Here is a 22,308-nt window from a genome sequence, read left to right as displayed (position 1 = left end):
AAATAACTATTTTTTTACAAAAGGCAACAAAGCCATATATCTTGCCCGTTTGATTTCTAATGCCAAACGCCTTTGATGCTTAGCAGAAGTGCCAGTAATTCTTTTAGGTAAAATCTTACCTTGCTCGGTAATAAACTTTTTAAGAAAATCAAAATCTTTATAATCAGGATGTTTACCAGAATCACAAAACTTACATGACTTTCTCTTAAAAAATCTGAAATTTGAATTTTTTTTAAAACCATCCTGCTGATTTTCAAATCTTGAATCTCTTTGATTTACATCTCTATCTTTATACATAAACTTAAACTCCATTAAAAAGGTATATCTTCATTAAATTTATCATCAACAATATCAATATTCTTAATTGCCTCTTCTCTTTTATGGCTTGCTAAATTATTAACATCTGAATCTTGCATTTGAAAAACATTAGAGCCTGAACTAAACATTTGTAAATTATCTACAAATATATTAATCTTACTCCTCTTATCACCAGTATTCTTATCTTGCCAGCTTTCATATTTAAGAGACCCACTTACCACAACTTGTTTACCCTTTTTCAAATATTCATTAAGACTTTCAGCTCTTTTTGAAAAGATAACACAATCAAAATATTGTGGATAATCAATCCATTCGTCATTTTTCTTCATTCTTCTATTATTAGCTAAAGAAAACCTAAGAACAGCCATGCCACTTTCTGTATAAGAAAGCTCAGAATCTCTTGTAAGCCTGCCAGACAATACTAATGAATTAATATCAGCCATTAAAAACCCTCTTATTTTTCCTGAATATCTGTGCTTTCAGAACCTGTTAGCGTTTCGATTTTAGAGCTACCTTTAAAACTTTCTTTGTCAACATTATCTCTAAATTCCCTAAAATTTCTTCTTTTAATTTTTTTAGTATTGATCTTTCTAACTATTTTGACCAAAATCATATACCTAAGCAAGTTTTTAATTAGCTTAAGCCTTAATTCAAGTTCTTTTAAATTATTACTTTCCATATTAAATTCTATTATTTCATAACGACCCCTAGCTTGCTTTTTGATAGGATATTCTAAGGCTCTCTCTCCAATAAAATTGCTAACAATATCAGTTGCGCCAAAAAATTCTAAAGATTTTCTAACCTCTTCTAAAGAACCTTTATACTCAATTTCTTCACTTTTAAACAAAAAACATGCCTCATATCTTTTAATCATTACTAAAACTCCTTATGGTCTATCGCATTGCAAAATATGCAACAAAGGCTACTTAGTTAGTATATAAAAGAGATTAATTTTTTTCAACAATAAAAACTTTATTTATAGAAGAAGGCAACTAAAACATAATCTAAACTCTTAATCTTCTTCTAATTCATTAAGCTTATAAGCTTTCCCCGATTTGCCTTGCTTTTCAAGTTTTTTATCTTCTTTCATTTCAATATAAGTCTTAAGGCCTTGTTTTACATTATCAACTGCAACCATAACACTAGCTTCAAAAAGACTTTTTGGAGAATAGGTATCAATAGCCTTTTTAATATAATATGAATTAGATCCATAAAAAAGCTGCACTTTGCCATTAACAAGTCCTATCTTAAGGGCTCCAGCCTCTTTGAGTAAATCATTATCAATAAGCTCGACATTAACAACATCTACATGCAACCTTGTAGAACAAACATCAATCTTTTTAATATTATCAAATCCACCAAGACCTTGAATTAAAAGATGAGCAATACCAAGACTCTCTAGCTTGCCTTCTTGACCTTCAAAAAATGGATCGTCTGCAACAAATATTTGAAAATCAAAATATCTATAAAGCCAACTAAAAGTAAAATAATAAAGAGCAAAAAAGATTATTCCTAAAGGTACTATACTAATCCAATTTGTTCTAGAATTTCCTTGAAGTATTCCAAACATAAAAAAATCCAAAAATCCAGTAGAAAAGGTATTGCCAATCCTAACATCAAAAAAATTAGCAAACAATAATGCAAATCCCGAATAAATGGCATGAACAAAATAAAGCAAAGGCGCTGTGAAAATAAATAAAAATTCTAAAGGTTCGGTTATTCCTGTCAAAAAAGCAGTCAAAGCACCGGAAAAAAGAAGCGCCGCAACCTTACTTTTATCTTCATGAACAATTCCTTTGTAAACCCCTAATGCTGCTCCAGGCAGTCCGAACATGATAGAGAGATAAAATCCACTACTAATCTTAGCAAGGCCTGGTGAAAATTTAGCAAGCGATGGCTCTAATAACTGGGCATGAAATATGCTCTTAATACCTCTAAAGATATTGTCATTAATTGTCTCCACTCCACCTAAAGAAGTAAACTCAAAAGGAAAAGATAAAATAGAATGCAATCCCAAAGGCAATAAAAGTCTATTTAAAAATCCATAAAGAAAACTGCCAAAATATTCAAATCTAAAAACAAATAAACCTAAAGATGCAATTAACGTGTCAACACTTGACCAAATCAAACAAAAACATATAGCCAGAATAACACAAAAAGGCAAAACTATTACTATAGGCACAAAATGACACTCTGAAAAAAAAACAAAAGCCTTTGGCAGCTTCATATTATAAAATTTATTATGCAAATAACCAACTAAAAGCCCAACCGCCAAAGAACCTGCAATTCCCGTATTTAAAGTTTGAACACCAAGAAAATTTATACGCCCCACAGAAGACATCGCTTCTGCTTCAACAAGTCCTGAGAAAGTCTCAATAAAATAATTTCCAGTAATATTAAATGTCAAATAACCAATAAGACCTCCTAAAGCAGCTGTTCCTTGCCCAATTCTTGCAACTCCAATAGAAATCCCAACAGAAAAAATTAAAGGCATATTGAGAAGAATAGCATTACCTATAGCCTTCATTAAACCTAAAACATCTTGAAAAAAGAATTTATCAACATAAACAATATTAGAAGGATTTGAAAACACAGATCCAATGCCAATCAATAAACATGAAACTGGTAGAATAGAAATAGTCACCCGTAGTGCTTTAGAAAATTTCTGTAAACTTGAAAAGTTAATTATTTTAATAAAATTAATCATGCTAAGCCTCTCCAATGCTAATTTCAGTAAACACTATTTATTATAAAGCTTTTTTTACAAAAAAAAAACTTTACTTATGAAACAATCTAAATAATAAGACTAGATAAATCAAGTAAGATTAATTTAATCTTGAGAAAAACTAACAATTAAAGTAATGTATTATATATTTTTTATAAATAAATGATCAAACGGAGGCAGATTTGTGCTTACAGAAAACAAACTTAAAAAGTACTTATTAAGTAATATTAATACAAGCAAAATACCAAAGAATGAACTTTTTAGTTCTATATCGCATCTTTTTGGAATTATTTTGTCTATAATTGGAACAACAATTCTTATTACAATATCCGCTCTTAAAAAAAAAGATTTACATATACTTGTATTTTTTATTTACGGATTTTCAATGACTCTATTATATTCAATGAGCACTCTTTACCACATATTTCCAAAAGGAAGTAAGATAAAAAAAATATTTAGAAAATTTGATCATATTTCAATATTTATTTTAATAGCAGGAACATATACTCCTGCATGCGCAATCCTTGTACCAAACAAATCAGGACTAATAATCTTATGTATAGTGTGGAGTCTAGCTATAATCGGAGTTATTTTCAAAGCAATATTTACAAATAGCCCTGGATGGTTTAATGGATTTATATTTATAATCATGGGATGGCTCATCCTTTTTAAAATCCAGCCCATTTACAAGGCCCTTAGCGTAAAAGGATTTTTTTGGCTAATTTTTGGTGGAATCGTATATACAATAGGCGGAATAGTATACATATTAAGTAAAAAATTTAATCCAATAATTAACATGAAAATGCACGATGTATTTCATATATTAATAATAATCGCATCAGCATCTCACTTTTGGCTTATGTTAAAATACATTTCTAATTTTTAATTTAATATATGTAAAAACCCCTTCAAATCGTTAAAAAGGCCTAAGCCAAAAAGAAAAAGCGCTAAAAAAATACCAAAGCTATAAAAAGAATAAATGGTTTTGGCCTTAAATCTTTTTCCACGTAAAAGTTCAATAAAGCTTATAAAAATTTGTCCCCCATCAAAAACAGGTATTACAATAAAAAACAGATTCATACCAGCAAGAATTAAGCTCAAAACAGAAATACTATTAATCCAATACAATAATCCCAAAGAATAGGATGAAGAGAGAATGCCTACAATTCCAACAGGGCCTGATACACTCTTAGAAGTATTTAAAAAATTTGTTACCAATAAAAAAATTGAATATAAAATGTCTTGCAAAGCATTTACAACTTTAAAAAAAGAATTTTTAACGGCGTTTAAAACATTGTCTTCTTTAATTATCCTTTTTGAAGGCGGTGCAAAATATATGCCAATCATTTTATTTTTATCCTGAAATACCAATTTTGAAGAAAAAATTTCTCCATTCCTAGAAAACTCAATCTCTACAACATCTGAATTTAAATTCTTAAGCAAATCATCTAAATCTCTTTTATTTTTCAAAAGAATATTATCAACGCTAATTATTTTATCGCCCGATTTCATTCCTGCAATCTTAGCAGGCGAATTTAAAACTACATCTGCTATCACAAGATCAACCCAAGGACCAATTTCTTTTAAAAAATCTTTCGAACTAACAGTCTCTTCAAAAGTAATATTTTCTTTTCCTCTTAAAACATCAAATGTAACTGTAGATTTTCCCTCTGGAATACTATTTCTCAAATCAGAGAAATATTCAATTTTTTTATTATTAACTTTTAATATAATATCGCCATCTCTAAATTTATCTTTTAAAAAAGAATTTTTATTTAAAATACTAACCTTTGAAGAATAGTCAAAATATATAACACCCATCATGCTTATAAAAATGAAAACAATAAATGAAAAAATCAAATTAAATAAAGGACCTGCAAAATATATTAAAATTTTTTTAAAATGAGAAATTCCAAACAAAGAATCTTTATCTGCTTCTAATTCTTTATTTGCCTTAAGCTCCTTTTCCAAGTGATCAAATCCTTTAAGCTTGCAATATCCTCCTAGAAGGATTGGAGAAAGTCTATACTCAGTATTATTAATTTTAAACTTTAATATGCTAGGACCTATACCTATAGAAAAAACTTCAACCTTAACTTTAAAAAGTTTAGCAAATAAAAAGTGCCCTAACTCATGAATAAATATTATAAAACTAAGAGCCAGTACACTAAAAAGAATATACATAAAAATTCCCTCCAAAAATCACTAAGATAAGTATAAATAAAATATCGGGCCTGTCAAAAGAAAAGAATCAATCGAATCAAGAGCTCCACCTCTACCAGGAATGATTTTCCCAGAATCTTTTACTCCAGCACTTCGCTTTAATCCAGATTCAAACAAATCTCCAATAATAGTAAAAACTCCAATCAAAATGCCAAAAATAATAGATTCCCCATAACTTAAATTTATTAATTTAAAAACTACCGCGAATATAGCAGTAAACACAGAAAATAAAATACCCCCAAAAAAACCCATTAATGTCTTATTTGGACTAATAATAGTAGGACGATAGCTATTTTTTCCAAAAAAATAGCCAAAAAGATATGCAAAAGTATCGTTTCCACTTACCATAGCAAAAAGTATTAACATTAAAAATGGAGCCTTGGGCAAAGTTGTAATAGAAACTATAAAAGACATTAATACCCCAGGATATATAAGTATAAAAAGTATTGACGTTGCTTGAGATAAAAAGTTTCCAATCTCATGTTCTTTAATAAACACTAAATTAACAATCCAATTGCTAAACACTAACGCTATAACCAAGTAATATACCACATTCATGCCTAAATAAAAAACATTGAAGTGAATATATGTTAAAATTGGAGGAACAAATCCTAAAAAAAAAGATAATATACCCGAAAGTCCTGACGATTTAAATTTTAATAAATCATTAACTTCTTTTGCCGCAAAACCACTAAATATAAAAATTAAAATATTAAGAAATAAATAATTTTTAAAATCTAAAAATATTAAAAATAAAATCAGAGGAACGAAAAATAGAAATGTTCCCAATCTTGCAAAAAAAGCGAATCTCTTACCCTTGCTCAACAAATCATCTCCCAAAATTTCTCCCTCTAAGTTGAAAACATTCCAAATCCTTACTGTACCTATTGCCATAATATTCGGGCCACAAAACATTTGAAAAAATTAATTCAGAATAAGCAATCCTCCATAAGAAAAAATTGCTTATTCTAATATTCCCGCCCGTACGTATTAAAAGATCAATATCAGGCAGCTCTGGATTATCCAAAAAATTGGAAAAAGCATTCTCATTTAAAGACTCTAAATCAAAATCACTTGAAACAAATTTTCTAACAGCTCTAAGTATTTCATTGCGGCCCCCATAATTGATTGCTAAATTTAAAATAAGATTGTTAAAATTTTTAGAAAAGCTAACAGAATCTTTTATTGAACTTCTTACTTCTTCACCTAAAGACTCAACATCTCCTGAAACTATTATTTTTATTCCATTTTTTTTGTAAAAATTAAATTCGGCCCTCAAATAGTGAGTAATTAAAAACATTAACTTTTCTATCTCGCAATCATCTCTTTTCCAATTCTCAGTAGAGAATACATAAAAAGATAAATATTTGATACCTACCTTTAAAGAATGCTTAACTATTTCTTTTGCTCTTTTAAGCCCCTCTTCATAACCTTCCAAAGAGGATAATCCTTTGCCTAAAGCCCACCTTCTATTGCCATCCATGATGATTCCAACATGACTTGGAAGAGAATTTTTATTCATGGCTTTAAACTTCCATTATTTCTTGGATTTTAGATTCTAAAATCGTATCTATCCTTTTAATATAAATATCTATAGATTTCTGAATATCATCTAAAATTCTTTTTAAATTGTCCTCTGTGATTTCCGATTCTTTTTCTTGCTTTTTAACCTTATTGTTTAAATCCTGTCGTATATTTCTAGTTGAAACTTTATGTTCCTCTGCTATTTTTTTGGCATGCTTTACAATATCTTGCCGCCTTTCATTGGTTAAGGCTGGAACCTTGATTCTAATAACAGAACCATCACTTGAAGGGTTCATAGAAAGATCAGAATTAAGTATGGCTTGTTCTATCTTATTCAAAATGGTTTTATCCCAAGGTTGAATAACAACAAGCCTTGCTTCAGGAATTCTGATGCTTGAGACTTGAGTTATGGGCGTTTTTTGACCATGGTATTGAATAAAAATTTTATCAAAAACATTACTACTAATTCTACCTGTTCTTAATGTTTTATATTCATTATCAAGCGATAAAAGAACCTTGCTCATCTTTTCATCTAGAAAAGCCTTATAATCTTCCATATAAACTCCTCCTTGCTGATAAAAGGCAGTAGATTATCTACCCTATTCTTAAATACTTAAACTCAACTATTTCTATCTTGCTTGAAATTGCTTTGGAAATCTCTTCCAACATTTCCCTAACAGTGACTTTATCATTTTTTACAAAACTTTGTTCAAGAAGAGAAATTTCAGCAAGATGTTTTTTTATTTTTCCTGCAACTATACCTTTTAGTATGCTTTCTGACTTACCACTAAATTCTAATTGTTTGGCAAATATCTCTTCTTGCTCTTTAATATAATTTGGACAAATATCGTCATTTCCTAAATAAATAGGAGCAAACGCAGCCACATGTAAAGCTAAATCCATAGCAAAATTTTGAAACATTTTATCTTCAGTTTTAGAAAAGTCATCTACCTTTAATTTAACCAAAACACCTATCTTAGATTGTTCACCATGCAAATAAATTTTTACAAATTCATTAGATTGAATTTCAGTAATAAAAATTTTTTTAACCTGAATATTTTCTTTTATCGTAGCTGCTAAATTTTTAAGCTCTAACTCTTGAGAAGCGGTCAGAGAACTCCTTCCACTCTCTACTAATTCCTTAATTAAAGAATTTCCCAAATTAACAAAATTATGATTTAAGGCAACAAAGTCTGTTTCACAAGAAACAAGCAAAAGTCCAGCATGAATATTGTTTGAATATGAGAATACTCTACCTTCTTTTGCATCTCGGTCAAGTCTTTTCTCAGCAGATGCAATTCCCATTTCTCTAAGCTTTTTTTTAGCTAATTCAAAGTCTCCACCAGCAGCAGACAAAGCTTTCTTACAATCTCCAAAACCAGCATTGGTTTCTTCTCTAAGCCTTTTTACATCTTGAGGACTAATAATGTTCATGAATTACTCCTCCTTTCTTCAATAGAATCACTTTTATCATTTTTAATTTCAATTTCTTTCATCAAATCTTCTTCATTCAAATTTTCAATTATTTGAATACCAACCTCTTTATCGCTTTCTAAAATAGCATCAGATATTATTTTGGTAAACAAAGCAACAGAACGAATTGCATCATCATTCCCAGGAATTGGACAATCAATAACATCTGGATTACAATTTGTATCAACCACAGAAATAATGGGAATTTTTAATTTTCTAGCTTCATTAATAGCTATTTGCTCTCGCTTAGGATCAATGATAAAAATAGCGCCAGGAAGCGTTTCCATGTCTTTGATGCCTGTTAAATTTTTAGCTAACTTAAATTTTTCACGATTAAGTTGCGAAATCTCTTTCTTGCTTATCATGTCAAAAGTTCCATCAACTTCCATCTTTTCTAGTTTTTTTAATTTTTGAACAGATTTTCTAATTGTATTGAAATTAGAAAGCATCCCCCCAAGCCATCTATTGTTAACATATGGCATATCACTTCTTCTTGCTTCTTGTTCGATTATCTCACTAGCTTGCTTTTTGGTTCCAACAAAAAGAACCTTTTTGCCATCTTTTATCACCCTTTGAACAAGCTCATAAGAATCTTTAATTCCCTGTAAAGTCTTTTGAAGATCTAAAATATGTATTTCATTTCTCTCAGAAAAAATAAATCTTTTCATCCTAGGATCAAGCCTTTTTACCTGATGCCCAAAATGAACTCCAGCCTCTAACAAGCTCTTCATCGTAATAATTGCCAAATCAACCTCCTATTATCCTTCTCTCTTACTCACTATGACAATACATAGCGGAAATTATCCCCTCTTTTATAAGAATATAATAAAACAATCTAATTAATAAGTCCACTACATTAAAAACAAACATCATTCTCTTTAACAAGATTATCAACAAATTATATTAAATATTAATAAAAAATATTAAAAGCTAAGTTAATGCCTAGCCCTTTTGAAAATAATTCTTTTACAAGTCATTCTTATTTCTTTCAGAGAATTTAATCAAACCTATTAAAATAACTGAACCCAAAATAGGAAATAAATAAAAAATAAAATCTATTCGCCTTTCATAATAATCAGAATAGAAAAAAGGAATAAAAAACAAAAATAAAATGCCACCTAAAAAACTTATTAAATAAACTACTAAAAACTTAAAATTCAATAAGTTTAAAAACATAACAAAAAAGCTTACCAAAAAAGAAATAATAATGTTTGTTAAAATCAAATGAGAAAAAAATACTATCATACTTACCCCTTAAATCCAACTAGCTAGATAAACTAAATCCCGATAAATCCCCAAGATCAATAAGAACGCTATAAGCATCGTCAACAATACTGCCTACACCCATAACAAAAATTGCTAAATTATATTTAGGAGCAATATCTTTTGTAAAAAAATTGTCATTTATATGCTTTAGATCAATTGGTCTTTTCTCTTTATCTAAAAGATTAGACTTTTTAATAGACTTTGAAAAACCTATATATTCCCCTTTCTCAATGTAGGATCTATATATGTTTTGCTTCTCAAGAATAACAGGGGACGAAGAAGTATTTCCATTTCTTACAATAATAAAAGCCTCACCAGGAACATCTTTTCTTAATTCTCCAAAATTTATTTCAAAATATAAAGGCAATTTACTGTCAACCCATTCTTTATTTAATTTAAAAACAGGTTTACCTGAATAAGTAGTAGGATTTAAATTTATTTTATAAAACCCCCTATTATTAAATTCACTAACATTGTCAAAAACACCTTTTAAGGCTTCAAAATCTTTTTCAACGCTTTTTCGAAAACTGCTTACATGATAATTGGCACCTTCCGGATAAAACTTGTAATATATATCAAAGCCCCTTAATTTTTCAGCTGCTTGATCAGAAAAATAACCTGCTGGCAAAAAAAAAGCCACAGAATCTCTTGAAATTCTATTATCAATCTTTTCTGGAGATGGAAGTATTAAAATATTGTCAAGACCACATCCAAAAAACCCTAGACAAAATACAAAACATAAGATGGAAAAAATTATAAAACCTCCCCCAAAAAATATAAATTAATTTTGCTTAAGTTCTAAAATTTTATTATTTGCTATATTTATATATAAATTATTTTCATACGGAAATTTAACAATCTCTTCATATACTTTTACAGCAAGATCTTTATCTTTTTCCTCAATCAATATTGCCTTACTCAAAAGAGCTCTCACCTTTAAAAAGCCTAAACTAGTACTATTAATAAGCTCCTCATAAACCAATAAAGCATCTTCTTTTAATCCCATTTTTTCATAAACTGCGGCTTTATTAATAAAAGCAATTTCGCTCTCAATGCCTTTCGCCTTAATAACAATATCTAAATCCTTAATAGCCTCATCGTACTGTGCTTGACTTTGCAAATAGAAAGCTCTAGCCAAATAAAACCTTGAAATAAAGTAAGATGAAATTTCTTTTTCCTTTGAAATAAGTTCCTTTATCCTAAGAGATATTTTTTCTCTTTCTTTGGTATCATTTTCTTTTAAATAGTCATTTAAATCTTTTTCAAGATTTTCTACTATTTCTCCGCCACTCTTTACATAATCTTTGCCTAAAGAATTATAAAAAACAACAATAACAGATACAAACACAAAAATAACAGCAATAAAGAAAACCAAAAGATTGTTCTTGGTCATTATTCATCCCTCTTTAACAAACTTTCAAATGGCTTATAAGATTCCTCATCGTTACCCTTAAATAAATAAGAAGAAATCTCTTCTCTTGATTTTTGATTTTCATACTCCCTATAAGAAAGCAGCACTGATCTGTCTTTAGAATCAATACTTGTTATTACCACTTTGAGCTTATCTCCAATGCTTAATTTTTCAAAAGTTTCTAAACTGGATTCTTTTGTATCTCCTAGCTGAATTTTACTAATAAATCCCATTATTTTATTATAAACTCTTACTTGAAAGCCTTTTGACTTTTTCTCTACAATCTCAACCTCAATAGCATCGCCTTTTTTATAACTTTTAGAAAAATCTTCCCAAGGACTCTCTTCTAACTGCTTAATTCCTAATCTAACATTTCTCTTTCGTCTGTCAACCTCAAGCACTTTACCATTCACTAAATCGCCTATCTTGAAATATTCTTCAGGATCAATCTCTTCAAGCCAAGAAATATCAAACTTACTCACATAAGCATCTATGCCTTCTTCAATATTTACAAAAGCACCTGTTTTTGTAATATTAGTAACAACCCCTTGAATAACCTTTCCAATAGGGTATTTCTCAGCTAATCTCTCCCAAGGATTCTCATTGATCTGCTTGATACCCAACGATATTTTTTGATTTTCTTTATCTACCTCTAAAATCTTAACTTCTACCATCTGGCCAAGTTTTATTAATTCTTGAGGACTCTTTATTACTCTTATCCAAGAAAAATTACTTATATGTAAAAATCCTGACAATTCGCTATCAAGCTCAATAACAGCTCCAAAAGGCAAAATTTTTACAACCTTTCCTTTTACAATGCTATCAATTTTATATTTAATATCTACAGAATCCCAGGGATTTGCTTTTAGGGCCTTAAGAGATAACTCCATTTTACCTGTTTGCGGATTTATCTTAATAATTTTCAACTTTAATTTATCGCCAACTCTAACAAAATCTTCAATATTTTCAACTTGATTAAAGGCAATATTTCTTTTATGTAAAATTCCTGTAACAAAATTTTTAATTTTTACAATTGCACCATATTCTGTAATGCGATCAACCACACCATCAACCACATCTTCTTCGTTATAAGAACTTACTAGCTCTATTCTCTTAGCAAGATCTCTTTCTCTTTCTAAAGTGCGTCTATCAAGAATAAGTCTCAAGCCGTCCGATTCGCTTGCTTCAAGAATATAAAATTCAACAATAAGACCTCTTTTTAATTTTTCATCCTTAGATTTGGAGCTTAAATAAAAAGGCATAAAGCCAGAAACATTTTCATTAATTTGAATCTTATAGCCATTTGCAAGTTCAGCCAAAACTTTACCTTTTATTACTTTTTTATTTTTAATATATTCATCTACTTTATCTTGAAAATTTAAAGAATCAAGCTTTTCAACACTTAAAATCAGGCCCAATTCTCCGCCTATTCTTACAACGATTGCTTCAAGTTTATCGCCAATCTTGGGAACATTTTCAAATTCTTCAATTTTAATAAAGCCTTCCGATTTATAACCAATATCTACTAGAACATAATCCTTCATAATGTTAACAACCGTCCCAGAAACACGACTTCCAAGTTCTACTCTTTCAAGTACTTTCAAATAATTTTCTTGTAAATCTTTTTGATTTTCCATTCTCACCTCTCTCTTACTTTTTTCAAATTAAACTTTTCTATTATAATATTACATACATCGTCTAATCCTTTGTAGCTTGTATCAAGGTAAAAAACCCCTTTTGATAACTTTAACTTACCATATTGTTTTCTCTTATCAACATCATCTCTTATTTTAAGAGTACGCTCTAATTCTTCTAGAGTCTCTTTCCCATTTCTTTGCTTATATCGTCTCAAGGCTCGAACTTTAAAAGAAGCATCAAGATATATTTTGAATTCAGATTCTGGAAAAACAATAGTAGTAATATCTCTACCTTCTATTATATAATTATCATTGCTAAATTTAACAACCTCTCTTAATTTTTTATTCACAATGTTTCTTATTCCAACATAAGAAGAATAAAAAGAAACTTGAAAATCAATCTTATCGTTTAAAATTTGACTTTCAACATTCTCTCCATTAAGAAAAAAGCTGGAATCATTAAAACTTATATCATTCTCAAGAATCAAATTTAAAAGCCTATCCTCACTAATAAAATCACAGCTACTCATAAGGGATTTTTGGGCAATTAAAGTTATTATCCTATAAAGATAACCAGAGCTAATAAATTTATACCCCAGTTTTACACCAAGCTCTCTTGCAATTGAACTTTTTCCTGATGCCGAAGGTCCATCAATTGCTATTATCATTTGACTTCTCCAGCCTGAATTTTAACTTATTTATCTTAACTAAAGGAATGATTTTTACTTGACCTTCCTTTAAATTATCCAAATTAATATTGCCAATTCTAATTCTATGAATTTTTTTTAAAAAAATATTTTTGCTTAAAAACACTTTTCTTATTTCCCTATTTTTCCCCTCGTCTAAAATCAATCTAGCAGAATTTTTATTTAAAATTTCATAAGATTTTAATTTAAAAAACTCTTTTTTTACCTTTATACCTGATTTAAAAGAAATAAGCAAATTTTCATCAATATCTTTTTTCGATTCAATAATATATTCTCTTTCGACTTTTCGCCTTGGATGAATAATATCATTTGCAAATTCACCATCATTTGTGAATAATAAAAGTCCAGAGCTTTTAAAATCAAGCCTGCCAATTGAAAATATACGCTCTTTAAATAAAGGCTGAACCAAAGATATTGCTAATTTTCTTCCATTAACATCAAAATTAGAACATAAATAATTTCTAGGCTTGTTAAGGGCTAGATAAATCTTATTCTTACTTTGAAAGTCTTTAAACACATAAATCTGTTTTTTATAAATTACTCTGTCCCCCGGCGATACCCTATCCCCAAGCTTAGCAATAGAACCATTAACTCTTATAAGCTTCTTTCTTATAAGTTCTTCGCAAAATCTTCTTGACCCCACTCCCTTTTCGGCTAAAAACACATGAACTCTGGGAGACTTAATTGCAATCATTAATTTTACAACCTCGATACAATACTAATTTATTATCCAGATATCCTAAATTTATAATATTAAGCATTTTGCACTCAAGAGATACCAAAAAATAAGAAAATCTCTCAAAAGAATAATTATCGGCATTAAAATCTAAAAGAGAATCAAAAATTACACTGCTCTCTTTATTTAAGATAGAAATAATTTTCATCTTTTTCTCAAAGATTTTTAATTCATATTTATTAAAAATAACTTTAAATTTTTTATTACATAAAAAATTTTTATTAATAACTTTTTCTTTTAATACACTGGACTTTTTCTTTAAATTTTTCTTTTTATTATTATCATTAGAAATAGCATTAATATTTTTAACAAAATTACCACTATTGCCAAAAATAAAATCTTCAATCATTTTTAAGTCATAGAATTTAAAATTCTTTATTTGATTTAATTGTAATTTTTCATTTTCTCTATTCTTGCTATGATCTATTAACCTTTCCACAACCTTGCGTTCCGCTTTATCTTTGTATTCAAGCTTTACTGGAAATAAAATTTGAGTTTTCCAATAAAACAAATTATTAGCAAGATAAAAAAAATCGATCAATCCCCTAATGCTTATATTAAGGTCACTTGAAACAACTATAAATTCTTCAATTATTTGATTTAAACTCAAAGTTCTTAAAACATGCCTATTCATACTAACATATTCAAAAAAAAGTTCTATTCCGCCTGTAAAATTATCAAGGCTGATAGAATAACTACTTAATTCTGACATTTAAAATTTGCCTACTATCCACATTAATCTTCCTTAAGTTTAATAAAATTAACATCCTCTTGATCAAAATTATTGAAAATTATTTTTCTAAGCCTTTTGTCCAAATCATTTACAAGTTCTACTTCTTTATTAAAATATTCAATAACACTCTCTCTCCCTTGTCCCAACTTATTATCTCCTAATGAATACCAAGAGCCTGTTTTTTGTATTAAATTATGCTTAAGAGCAGCATCTAAAATGCCAACTTCTCTAGAAATACCTTTCCCAAAATAAATTACCAATTCTACTTTACGAAAAGGTGGAGCAACCTTATTCTTCACAATCTTAACTCTAATCTTATTGCCAATAACATCATCACTTGAACCTGATCTAGTTATTTGTTCTATTTTTCGAACCTCAAGCCTAAGAGATGCATAAAACTTTAAAGCATTCCCACCAGTAGTAGTCTCTGGATTGCCAAACATAATGCCAATCCTCATTCTTATTTGATTAATAAACATAATACAAGTATTAGATTTAGAAAGTATGCCCGTAATCTTTCTAAGGGCCTTGCTCATTAGCCTTGCTTGAAGACCAATCTGAGAATCTCCCATTTCTCCATCTATCTCTAATTTAGGGGTTAAAGCTGCTACAGAATCAACTACAATCAAATCAATCCCACCACTTCTGATTAAATGTTCGGCAATCTCAAGAGCTTGTTCTCCAGTATCAGGCTGACTAAGCCAAAGTTCTGAAACATTGACTCCCAAAGCTTTTGCATAAACAGGATCAAGAGCATGTTCAGCATCAATAAAAGCAGCTATGCCTCCTTCTTTTTGTACTTCAGCAATAGCTTGAAGAGTCAAAGTAGTCTTACCAGACGACTCGGGACCAAAGATTTCTATTATTCGCCCCCTAGGATATCCACCAATACCAAGAGCTTCATCTAATACAATAGATCCACTTGATATACTCTTTATGCCTTTTCCAACAGGAGATTCCCCCATCTTAATAAGACTTCCCTTTCCAAAAGTTTTTTCTATTTGAACTCTTGCAAGCTCAATAGCTTCCTCTTTGTTCACTCTCTCCATGCTAACAACAATTTTTTCTCTTTTTTCCTTTAACTTTGACATTCTTAAATTTTCCTAACTAAATTTTATGGGTTCTATTTTCTTCACAAAATATCTAAAATTAGTATTATTTATAATAAAATCGAGACTATCTCCTTCCTTAGAATCAAGTAAATTTTCTCCAAAAGGTGATTTATATGAAATAATACCTTCATCGGGATTTGATTCCCAAGGTCCAAGTATTAAATAAGATTCATCTTTACCTGTAACTTCATTTAAAATGACAACCTTAGTCCCAAAACCAACTACAGAACTTTGAAGATCTTTAGTATCTATAACTTTTGCATTCTCTATTTCCAACATCAAGGAGTTTAATCTTTTTGTCAAAAACTGTTGTTTTTCCTTGGCAGAATGATATTCGGCATTTTCTTTTAAATCGCCAAGTTCACGAGCCTTCCCGATTTCTTTAGAATTTTCTGGAATTTCAACTTCCTTTAAATGCTTAAGCTCTTTTTGCTTTTTATTTAAAGAACTTAATATGGTTAAAAATCCAATTTCCATTCTATCACCTGTAAGCTGCATCTTTTCATCTTCAAACTCAACTGAATCAAATAATTGCCTTATTATAGATTTAATCTCTAAAAGATCCTTTGGAGGAAAATCTTTTACATAAAAACAAGTCATATAAACCCTCTTTGCAAGCTCTTCGTCTCTCACGCACTCTAAGACTGATTTAAGGTATCCATCTTTAACTAAAAGATTAATTACCATTTTATAAATTCTTTTACTTGCAACAGAATTATTTTTATTATTAATTTTGATAACACTGTCTGTTAAAATTTTAATCAAATTAGCTAAAAGCTCTGAATCTGAATAACTTAGTTTAATAGAATAAGTTTTACAGTGCTTTAAAATCCAAATATAAGCATCTTTATAAATCTTATAATTTTTTATAACATAATTAAATAATTTTTCCACTTCTCTGGGGTCTTCTTTGTAAAGGGATTCAACTAATTTCTTATTAACAGAGTGGGGGAAGAGTTCCTTATAGTACAAAATCCAATTGCTAAGTTCTTTTTTGATTAAAACAACCAATTCTTTTTTAATTTCTGCATTCAAAATTGAATCAAAAAGATCTACTATTCCTTTTGAATACTCCTTTAAAAGAGATTCTAAATTAACATTTTTTTCTATATTAACTTTTAATGATAATTCTTCAGAAAAATTACTTAAAGATTTAAGAATAACGTAAGAACTTATAACATGATGATCAACCTTTGTAAAATTGTTAACATAAATTAAAAAATAATTGAGCATCTCTTCTTCAATATGCAAATCCTTAACAATTCCCTTAACATTGCAATAATTTATAAATATCTCGTATCTTTTATAAAAATCTTTCTCAATCTTAAATTTATCATACATTTTTTCATTCAAATTGGAAGATCTCTCATTATATATATAACAATCAAGTTTACCAGAATCCATAACAAAATGGGGATTGTCCTTTAAGATTTGCTTTGCTTTCAAGCTCCACGAATTCCATGAACTTTGAGTCATTAAGCTTGGCACCAACTCTTTTTTTATTCCCTTTAAATCGATAGCTTTATAACTTTTTATAATAACTTTTATAGCCCACTCAATATCTTTTTTTACTCTATCTGCAAGTTCTTCTTTGGGTGTTACAGCCTTTAATACCCTAATGTCCTCTCTGCTAAGAGGAGAAAGAGCTGACATTGCCATATCAAAACCAATAAAATGGCCTCTTTTAGAAACAAAATCAACTGTAATGCCATGATCATTCACATCCCTTACTATTCCAACAGACCAAGTCTGGTGATAAACAAAGTTACCCTTTGCAAAAAACAAATATTTTTCAAAATCTGAATATACATCAACAAAATTTTTATCTAAGTTTTCAATATCAGACTTTGCAAGGTAATCCTCAATATTATTTACATCTTTATATCTTTCTCTTAAAAATTTAACTAAATTTTCTCTTGCCTTATGATTTTTATTGTCAAGCTTTAAAATGCCTTTTAGAATTTCTATTGTCTCATCAACATTATCAGTCAAAGAATAATGATCAAACAAATCTTCATAAAGAACTATAGCCTTTTTAAATCCAAGATCTTTTTCAATTTTTTGTAAAATAAGCAAAAAAGAATCAAAATCATCTGAAACATAATGAATAAGCTTTGCCCATACTTCTCTGATTCCTGACATTTGTTTTTTATCAATAAAACGATAAATAGCCTTTCTAAAATAAAAAATTGATTTTTGCAAATCAATAGTTTCATAATAAGTAGCAAGTTGCCTTACAAACACAGTATCATCAATATCTGCTTCAACAATTCTGGTCCAAATACTTGGAAGCTTATCATTTTCATTGTTTTGGGAATATATTTTTGCAAGAGTATAAAGCGCATGCTTATTTTCAGAAATAGAAAGCATTTCATTGCATATATGCTCAACAAGGGCCCATTTTAAGTTTTGAGAAAACAAATCAATAACAGCAAGTAAATTCATATCATTTAAAGGTCGCCTACTATATATAAGCATTCCAGAAATATAAAGACCCGCTATGCTTTTTTTAACATCCTTTAAATGCCTGCCGCAAATATCAAGCACATCCTCTGTTAACCCCTCATCAATTATATTATCTATCAAATCATCCAATTCTTTTATTTTAGCAAGAGAATAATTATTAACAACTGTTCTTGTCCACTTATCTTCTTGTAAAATACTATCTAATTTTTCTATGGTAACATTAGACATTAAAATCTCCTAATATTGATTTTTAGCATCAAGCAACTAATTTACATACTGTTGATAAATCCCTAAGTCTATTTCTTTTATGTATAACAAAATCTCATCAATACGTGCCCTATCCTCTTTTATACTTACATAATGATCAATAAGCCAAAAATACTTATTAATAAGCCTTGGAAGTAATATGCTCTCATTTATTGATCTATAAGACTTTTCTTTAAGTTCATTGCGCAAACTATAAACAGACTGCTTTAGCTGCCCAAGCTCTATTGGTCTTAATTCTCTTTTAACATTAAAAACACCATTAAGAGAGCCATAAACAGGAATCCATTCTTTTATGAGATCATCTGAAATGTTTCTGTCAGACTTAATAAGATCTATTAATCTTAAAATCATATCGGACTCAAGAGAATATATGTCTATTTTTTGAGGATTGATAAAAAAAGCCTCTCTAAATAAGACTTTAGCCTCTTTAATTTCATCAACCAGCGCATAAGAATCAGCAAGCTCTGCAACAACATCTGAATTTTCCTTAGCATCTCCCAATATTTGTAAAAAGACATTAATTGCTCTCTCGTAATTTCCCATGCCTTTATAAGACTTAGCAATTTTTATTAAAAGGTCCAAATTTTCTGGATGCAATTTGTATATATTTTTATATATGTAAAGACAAGTCTGAAACACAAAATATTTTATAGAATTACGACCTTGTAAAAAACTACAACCCATCTTTTTCAAATATCGCCCTGCAAAATTATTCCACTCTCTTATTAAAAATTCTGCCTTTTCATAATCTTGCCCTATTCTATCAAGGCTTTCAACTTGACCATTCCAATAAACAGAGCTTTTCAAAGCTGTTAAAATTTCAACATTGTCAAAATCAAGAGAATGGGCTTCTTCAGACTTTAATAAAGCTTCTTTGAAATTACCTTTTCTAAAATCTAAATAAATCTCTTTAATCAATTCAACAATTCTTTCTGATGACACATCCCCACCATTTTAAAAATATATACAATCCCCTGTTAAACTCTATATAATTATATCATTTATCAATTTTTAGTCAAACAAGAAATTAGGGCAAAATAACAATATTCTATTTATTATTCTTTTAAAATAAAATCTTATATTATAATATTAAAAAGAAAATTGTGGGGTCAAATTCTAGCTATATGAAACCTAATAAAATTATTAACAAGGCTATTTATTACTATAATTCAAAAAAATATTCACAAGCAATAAAGCTCCTAGAAAAAGAAATTTTTTTCTACAAAAACTACTATTTGTATCACTATGTCTTAGGAATGTCTTATCTTCGTATTGGAAACCTTGGCAATGCTCAAACATATCTTAAAAAAGCTTACACTTTAAACCCTGGCGAATCAAATATAAAACAAGCTATTGCTATACTTTTAGTAAGCCAAGGCAAAGAAGAAAAAGCTATTCAAATATGGCTTAAAATGATAGAAGAAAATCAAGAAGTAGATCGATCAGAGCTGTCTCTTGAAATTATTAGAAAAAACCCTGTAGAAGGATCTGTTTTTTTAAAAAACAACAACCTATATGAGAAATTATTCCCAATAATTAAAGCAATACCGGATAAAAATTTAACAAAGCTAATCATAACAATTGCCATTGGGGGAATTGTATCTATTCCAATATTAGCAATCTATTTTATTTTTTATGAACAAAAAATAACAACATCCATAAATCGAAAAGCAGAAATAAAAAAAAATTTAAACAATATTGCTGCTTACATTGATGACATTAAAATAAATAACAAGGAAAAAATAAAAAATGAAGAGGGTCAATTTATATTAATATTAACCAGCGATGAAATTAAAAATTCTTTCGAAAAAATCAAAATTTATTTAAAAACAGGAAAAGATAATTTCGCAAGAGTAGAAATAAATAAAATATTAAATTCAAATGCATCGGAATCCATAAAACTAAAAGCCAAAAATCTTGCAAGTTTTATCTCAAGGCCAGATTTTATTAGCTTTAATGAATATCTAAACTTACAAGATATTAAAAAAGATCCATCAATCTATGCAAACGTATATGTAAAATGGGAAGGAGTAGTAAATAACGTCGAAAAAAAAGATAATATAATTCAGTTTGACTTTTATGTAGGATACAATAAAAACGTACTCTCAGGAATTATTCCAACAAAAACAACCTTTGATATTGATATTGATTTTAAAGACAATGTTGAAATACTTGGACAAATAGAATACAAAAAGAACAAACTTGCCTTAAATGCAATCACAATTAGGAAAATAGATAAAAATGTAAATTAATCTTAATATCTTTGCCAAAATTTCTCAAGGCAATCAACGCGTTTAAGATTAAAAAGGAGTGCACAATAGCTTTTCATTGCATTTGATAACATTGATTGCCTCTTCAAAAGAAAGCAACAACTCCTCTTTTTTTGTTAAATCTCTTACTTTAATTTTATTTTCTTTATATTCTTCTTGACCAACAAAAACTAAAAATCTTATCTCTTTGTTTAAAGCATATTCTATTTGTTCTTTAATATTTTTACCATTTTTATTTTTAAAATAGACTTCACAAGAAATATTTTTAACCTTAGAATAATCATGATTTCTAAACCTAGTAGCAAGTTCATAATAATAATTTTGCAAAGTACTATCTAGGTTTACAATTAAAACTTTAGATCTAGCCTTAGTGACAAATATTTTAATATAACTAAATTTTTCAAGATCAATTATATCCTTTATTCTGTCAACACCAAAAGATCCACCAACTCCTGATACCTTTTGAATAGAGCTTGAATATGAAGAAACTAAATTATCATATCTTCCCCCACTACAAACACTGCCCATATTACTACCAAAAATCTCAGATTCAAAAACAATCCCTGTATAATAATCAAGCCCACGCGATATTTTAAGATTTAGGTTGAAAGAATCCTGAATTTTTAATAAACTAAGATGCCTATAAACATCTTCTACTCTTTTAACAGACTCGTTATCGCCTAAAATGCTTTTTAAGGCTTGTATTTTGTCTTTAAAAGTACCTTGCAAGCTCACTAAACTTAAGATTGAATCCACTGCTTCTTTTTCGATCTTAAGAAGCAAAGCCTCTTTAACCTTATCAATTCCTATTTTATCTATTTTGTCAATATTTCTTAAAATAAAAATAGATTCTTCTTTGATTCCTAACTTTTCAAAAAAAGAATTTAATATGCCAAGATGAGAATAATGGATAATAAATTTTTTATTAATGCCTTCTATAAAATTCAAAAAAATCTCTTCAAGTCCATAATAAACAACAGAAAGAATCTCGGCATCAGCTCTAAAGCTATCCTCTCCAACTATATCAAAATCGAATTGCATAAATTCCCTGTATCTGCCTTTTTGAGAATTTTCTCCTCTAAAAACTTTTCCAAATTGAGAACGTCTGAAAGGAAATTTTAAATCAGAAATATTTGTAGCAACAAATCTGGCAAAAGGAACAGTTAAATCAAATCGCATGGAAACATCTCTGCCTCCATGATCTTTAAACCTATAAATTTGCTTTTCAGATTCGTCCCCACTCTTTTTTAAAAGCAACTCTGAATATTCAAGAACTGGAGTATCTATTAAATCAAAATTATAAGAATTAAGAACGCTAAATATCTGCCTAACAATATGAATTCGAATCAAAGAATCCTTTGGTAAATAATCTTTAAAGCCCTTCAAAGTTTTAACATCCATTATATTATACCCTCTGCTATATAGTAATTTACTTTTTCA

The 22,308-nt window shown here is 28.8% G+C and carries 23 protein-coding genes; 2 read left to right on the top strand and 21 right to left on the bottom strand.

The genetic code is table 11. From position 1 onward, the window contains the following. Positions 1-6 precede the first annotated feature (6 nt). From rpsR to BLA33_RS03705, 4 genes are all read right to left on the bottom strand, one after another. A complete protein-coding gene (gene rpsR / locus BLA33_RS03720) occupies positions 7-297 on the bottom strand; it encodes a 30S ribosomal protein S18 (protein ID WP_004792283.1) in 291 nt (96 codons plus the stop codon). A gap of 14 nt (positions 298-311) precedes the next feature. Next, positions 312-761, bottom strand: a complete 450-nt coding sequence (locus tag BLA33_RS03715) for a single-stranded DNA-binding protein (protein WP_029346599.1) — start codon at positions 759-761, stop codon at positions 312-314. An 11-nt stretch (positions 762-772) separates the two neighbouring features. Next, positions 773-1,192, bottom strand: a complete 420-nt coding sequence (gene rpsF, locus BLA33_RS03710) for a 30S ribosomal protein S6 (RefSeq protein ID WP_029346600.1) — start codon at positions 1,190-1,192, stop codon at positions 773-775. Between the two features lie 138 nt (positions 1,193-1,330). Continuing rightward, entirely contained in the window at positions 1,331-3,025 is a 1,695-nt protein-coding gene (locus tag BLA33_RS03705; protein WP_029346601.1) for a PTS transporter subunit EIIC, read from the bottom strand. A 202-nt stretch (positions 3,026-3,227) separates the two neighbouring features. Here BLA33_RS03705 and trhA point away from each other — a divergent pair, with 202 nt between their 5' ends. Continuing rightward, entirely contained in the window at positions 3,228-3,929 is a 702-nt protein-coding gene (gene trhA / locus BLA33_RS03700; protein WP_029346602.1) for a PAQR family membrane homeostasis protein TrhA, read from the top strand. Here the strand turns inward: trhA and rseP are convergent. The 16 genes from rseP to BLA33_RS03620 all read right to left on the bottom strand — a co-directional run bounded on the left by rseP (position 3,926) and on the right by BLA33_RS03620 (position 19,540). After that, positions 3,926-5,227 carry an RIP metalloprotease RseP gene (rseP, locus tag BLA33_RS03695; protein WP_029346603.1) on the bottom strand — a complete coding sequence of 434 codons (1,302 nt, stop codon included), beginning with the start codon at positions 5,225-5,227 and terminating at the stop codon, positions 3,926-3,928. The genes trhA and rseP overlap by 4 nt on opposite strands. Positions 5,228-5,248: 21 nt before the next feature. Continuing rightward, positions 5,249-6,106, bottom strand: coding sequence for a phosphatidate cytidylyltransferase (locus BLA33_RS03690; RefSeq protein WP_004793033.1), 858 nt, complete (start codon positions 6,104-6,106; stop codon positions 5,249-5,251). Next, complete coding sequence (gene uppS, locus BLA33_RS03685) at positions 6,096-6,788, bottom strand: polyprenyl diphosphate synthase (protein WP_029346604.1); 693 nt, start codon at positions 6,786-6,788, stop codon at positions 6,096-6,098. Before uppS ends, BLA33_RS03690 begins: the two co-directional genes overlap by 11 nt. A 4-nt stretch (positions 6,789-6,792) precedes the next feature. Beyond that, the gene (frr, locus tag BLA33_RS03680; protein ID WP_004792194.1) at positions 6,793-7,347 is read right to left on the bottom strand and encodes a ribosome recycling factor; all 555 of its coding nucleotides are present in this window, start codon (positions 7,345-7,347) and stop codon (positions 6,793-6,795) included. Positions 7,348-7,384: 37 nt separating this feature from the next. After that, a complete protein-coding gene (tsf, locus tag BLA33_RS03675) occupies positions 7,385-8,224 on the bottom strand; it encodes a translation elongation factor Ts (RefSeq protein ID WP_029346605.1) in 840 nt (279 codons plus the stop codon). Then, positions 8,221-9,009, bottom strand: a complete 789-nt coding sequence (gene rpsB, locus BLA33_RS03670) for a 30S ribosomal protein S2 (RefSeq protein WP_004792234.1) — start codon at positions 9,007-9,009, stop codon at positions 8,221-8,223. The genes tsf and rpsB overlap by 4 nt, the downstream gene beginning before the upstream one ends. 220 nt (positions 9,010-9,229) lie before the next feature. Beyond that, positions 9,230-9,508 (bottom strand): hypothetical protein, encoded by a 279-nt coding sequence (locus tag BLA33_RS03665; RefSeq protein WP_029346606.1) that lies wholly within the window; start codon positions 9,506-9,508, stop codon positions 9,230-9,232. Between the two features lie 19 nt (positions 9,509-9,527). After that, positions 9,528-10,223, bottom strand: a complete 696-nt coding sequence (locus BLA33_RS03660) for a hypothetical protein (RefSeq protein WP_088123891.1) — start codon at positions 10,221-10,223, stop codon at positions 9,528-9,530. 87 nt (positions 10,224-10,310) lie between these two features. Next, positions 10,311-10,922, bottom strand: a complete 612-nt coding sequence (locus BLA33_RS03655; protein WP_029346608.1) for a tetratricopeptide repeat protein — start codon at positions 10,920-10,922, stop codon at positions 10,311-10,313. Next, positions 10,922-12,577, bottom strand: a complete 1,656-nt coding sequence (locus BLA33_RS03650; RefSeq protein ID WP_075226510.1) for a 30S ribosomal protein S1 — start codon at positions 12,575-12,577, stop codon at positions 10,922-10,924. The genes BLA33_RS03655 and BLA33_RS03650 overlap by 1 nt, the downstream gene beginning before the upstream one ends. Positions 12,578-12,579: 2 nt before the next feature. Then, on the bottom strand, positions 12,580-13,245 hold the full coding sequence (gene cmk, locus BLA33_RS03645) for a (d)CMP kinase (protein ID WP_029346609.1): 666 nt from the start codon (positions 13,243-13,245) through the stop codon (positions 12,580-12,582). Next, entirely contained in the window at positions 13,229-13,978 is a 750-nt protein-coding gene (locus tag BLA33_RS03640; RefSeq protein ID WP_075226508.1) for a pseudouridine synthase, read from the bottom strand. Before BLA33_RS03640 ends, cmk begins: the two co-directional genes overlap by 17 nt. Further along, positions 13,965-14,732, bottom strand: coding sequence for a hypothetical protein (locus tag BLA33_RS03635; protein WP_075226506.1), 768 nt, complete (start codon positions 14,730-14,732; stop codon positions 13,965-13,967). The genes BLA33_RS03640 and BLA33_RS03635 overlap by 14 nt, the downstream gene beginning before the upstream one ends. A 23-nt stretch (positions 14,733-14,755) precedes the next feature. Beyond that, a complete protein-coding gene (recA, locus tag BLA33_RS03630) occupies positions 14,756-15,844 on the bottom strand; it encodes a recombinase RecA (RefSeq protein WP_029346610.1) in 1,089 nt (362 codons plus the stop codon). Between the two features lie 12 nt (positions 15,845-15,856). After that, positions 15,857-18,559 (bottom strand): transcription elongation factor GreA, encoded by a 2,703-nt coding sequence (gene greA, locus BLA33_RS03625; protein ID WP_029346611.1) that lies wholly within the window; start codon positions 18,557-18,559, stop codon positions 15,857-15,859. 36 nt (positions 18,560-18,595) lie between these two features. After that, positions 18,596-19,540 carry a tetratricopeptide repeat protein gene (locus tag BLA33_RS03620; RefSeq protein WP_029346612.1) on the bottom strand — a complete coding sequence of 315 codons (945 nt, stop codon included), beginning with the start codon at positions 19,538-19,540 and terminating at the stop codon, positions 18,596-18,598. Between the two features lie 182 nt (positions 19,541-19,722). Here BLA33_RS03620 and BLA33_RS03615 point away from each other — a divergent pair, with 182 nt between their 5' ends. Continuing rightward, a complete protein-coding gene (locus BLA33_RS03615) occupies positions 19,723-20,850 on the top strand; it encodes a tetratricopeptide repeat protein (RefSeq protein WP_029346613.1) in 1,128 nt (375 codons plus the stop codon). A gap of 48 nt (positions 20,851-20,898) precedes the next feature. Here the strand turns inward: BLA33_RS03615 and hisS are convergent, their stop codons facing one another. Continuing rightward, on the bottom strand, positions 20,899-22,269 hold the full coding sequence (gene hisS / locus BLA33_RS03610; protein WP_004792077.1) for a histidine--tRNA ligase: 1,371 nt from the start codon (positions 22,267-22,269) through the stop codon (positions 20,899-20,901). Positions 22,270-22,308: the final 39 nt, after the last annotated feature.

It is taken from the genome of Borreliella garinii, from assembly GCF_001922545.1.
Taxonomy (GTDB): Bacteria; Spirochaetota; Spirochaetia; order Borreliales; family Borreliaceae; genus Borreliella; species Borreliella garinii.
This window is presented reverse-complemented; position numbering and strand designations above follow the sequence as displayed.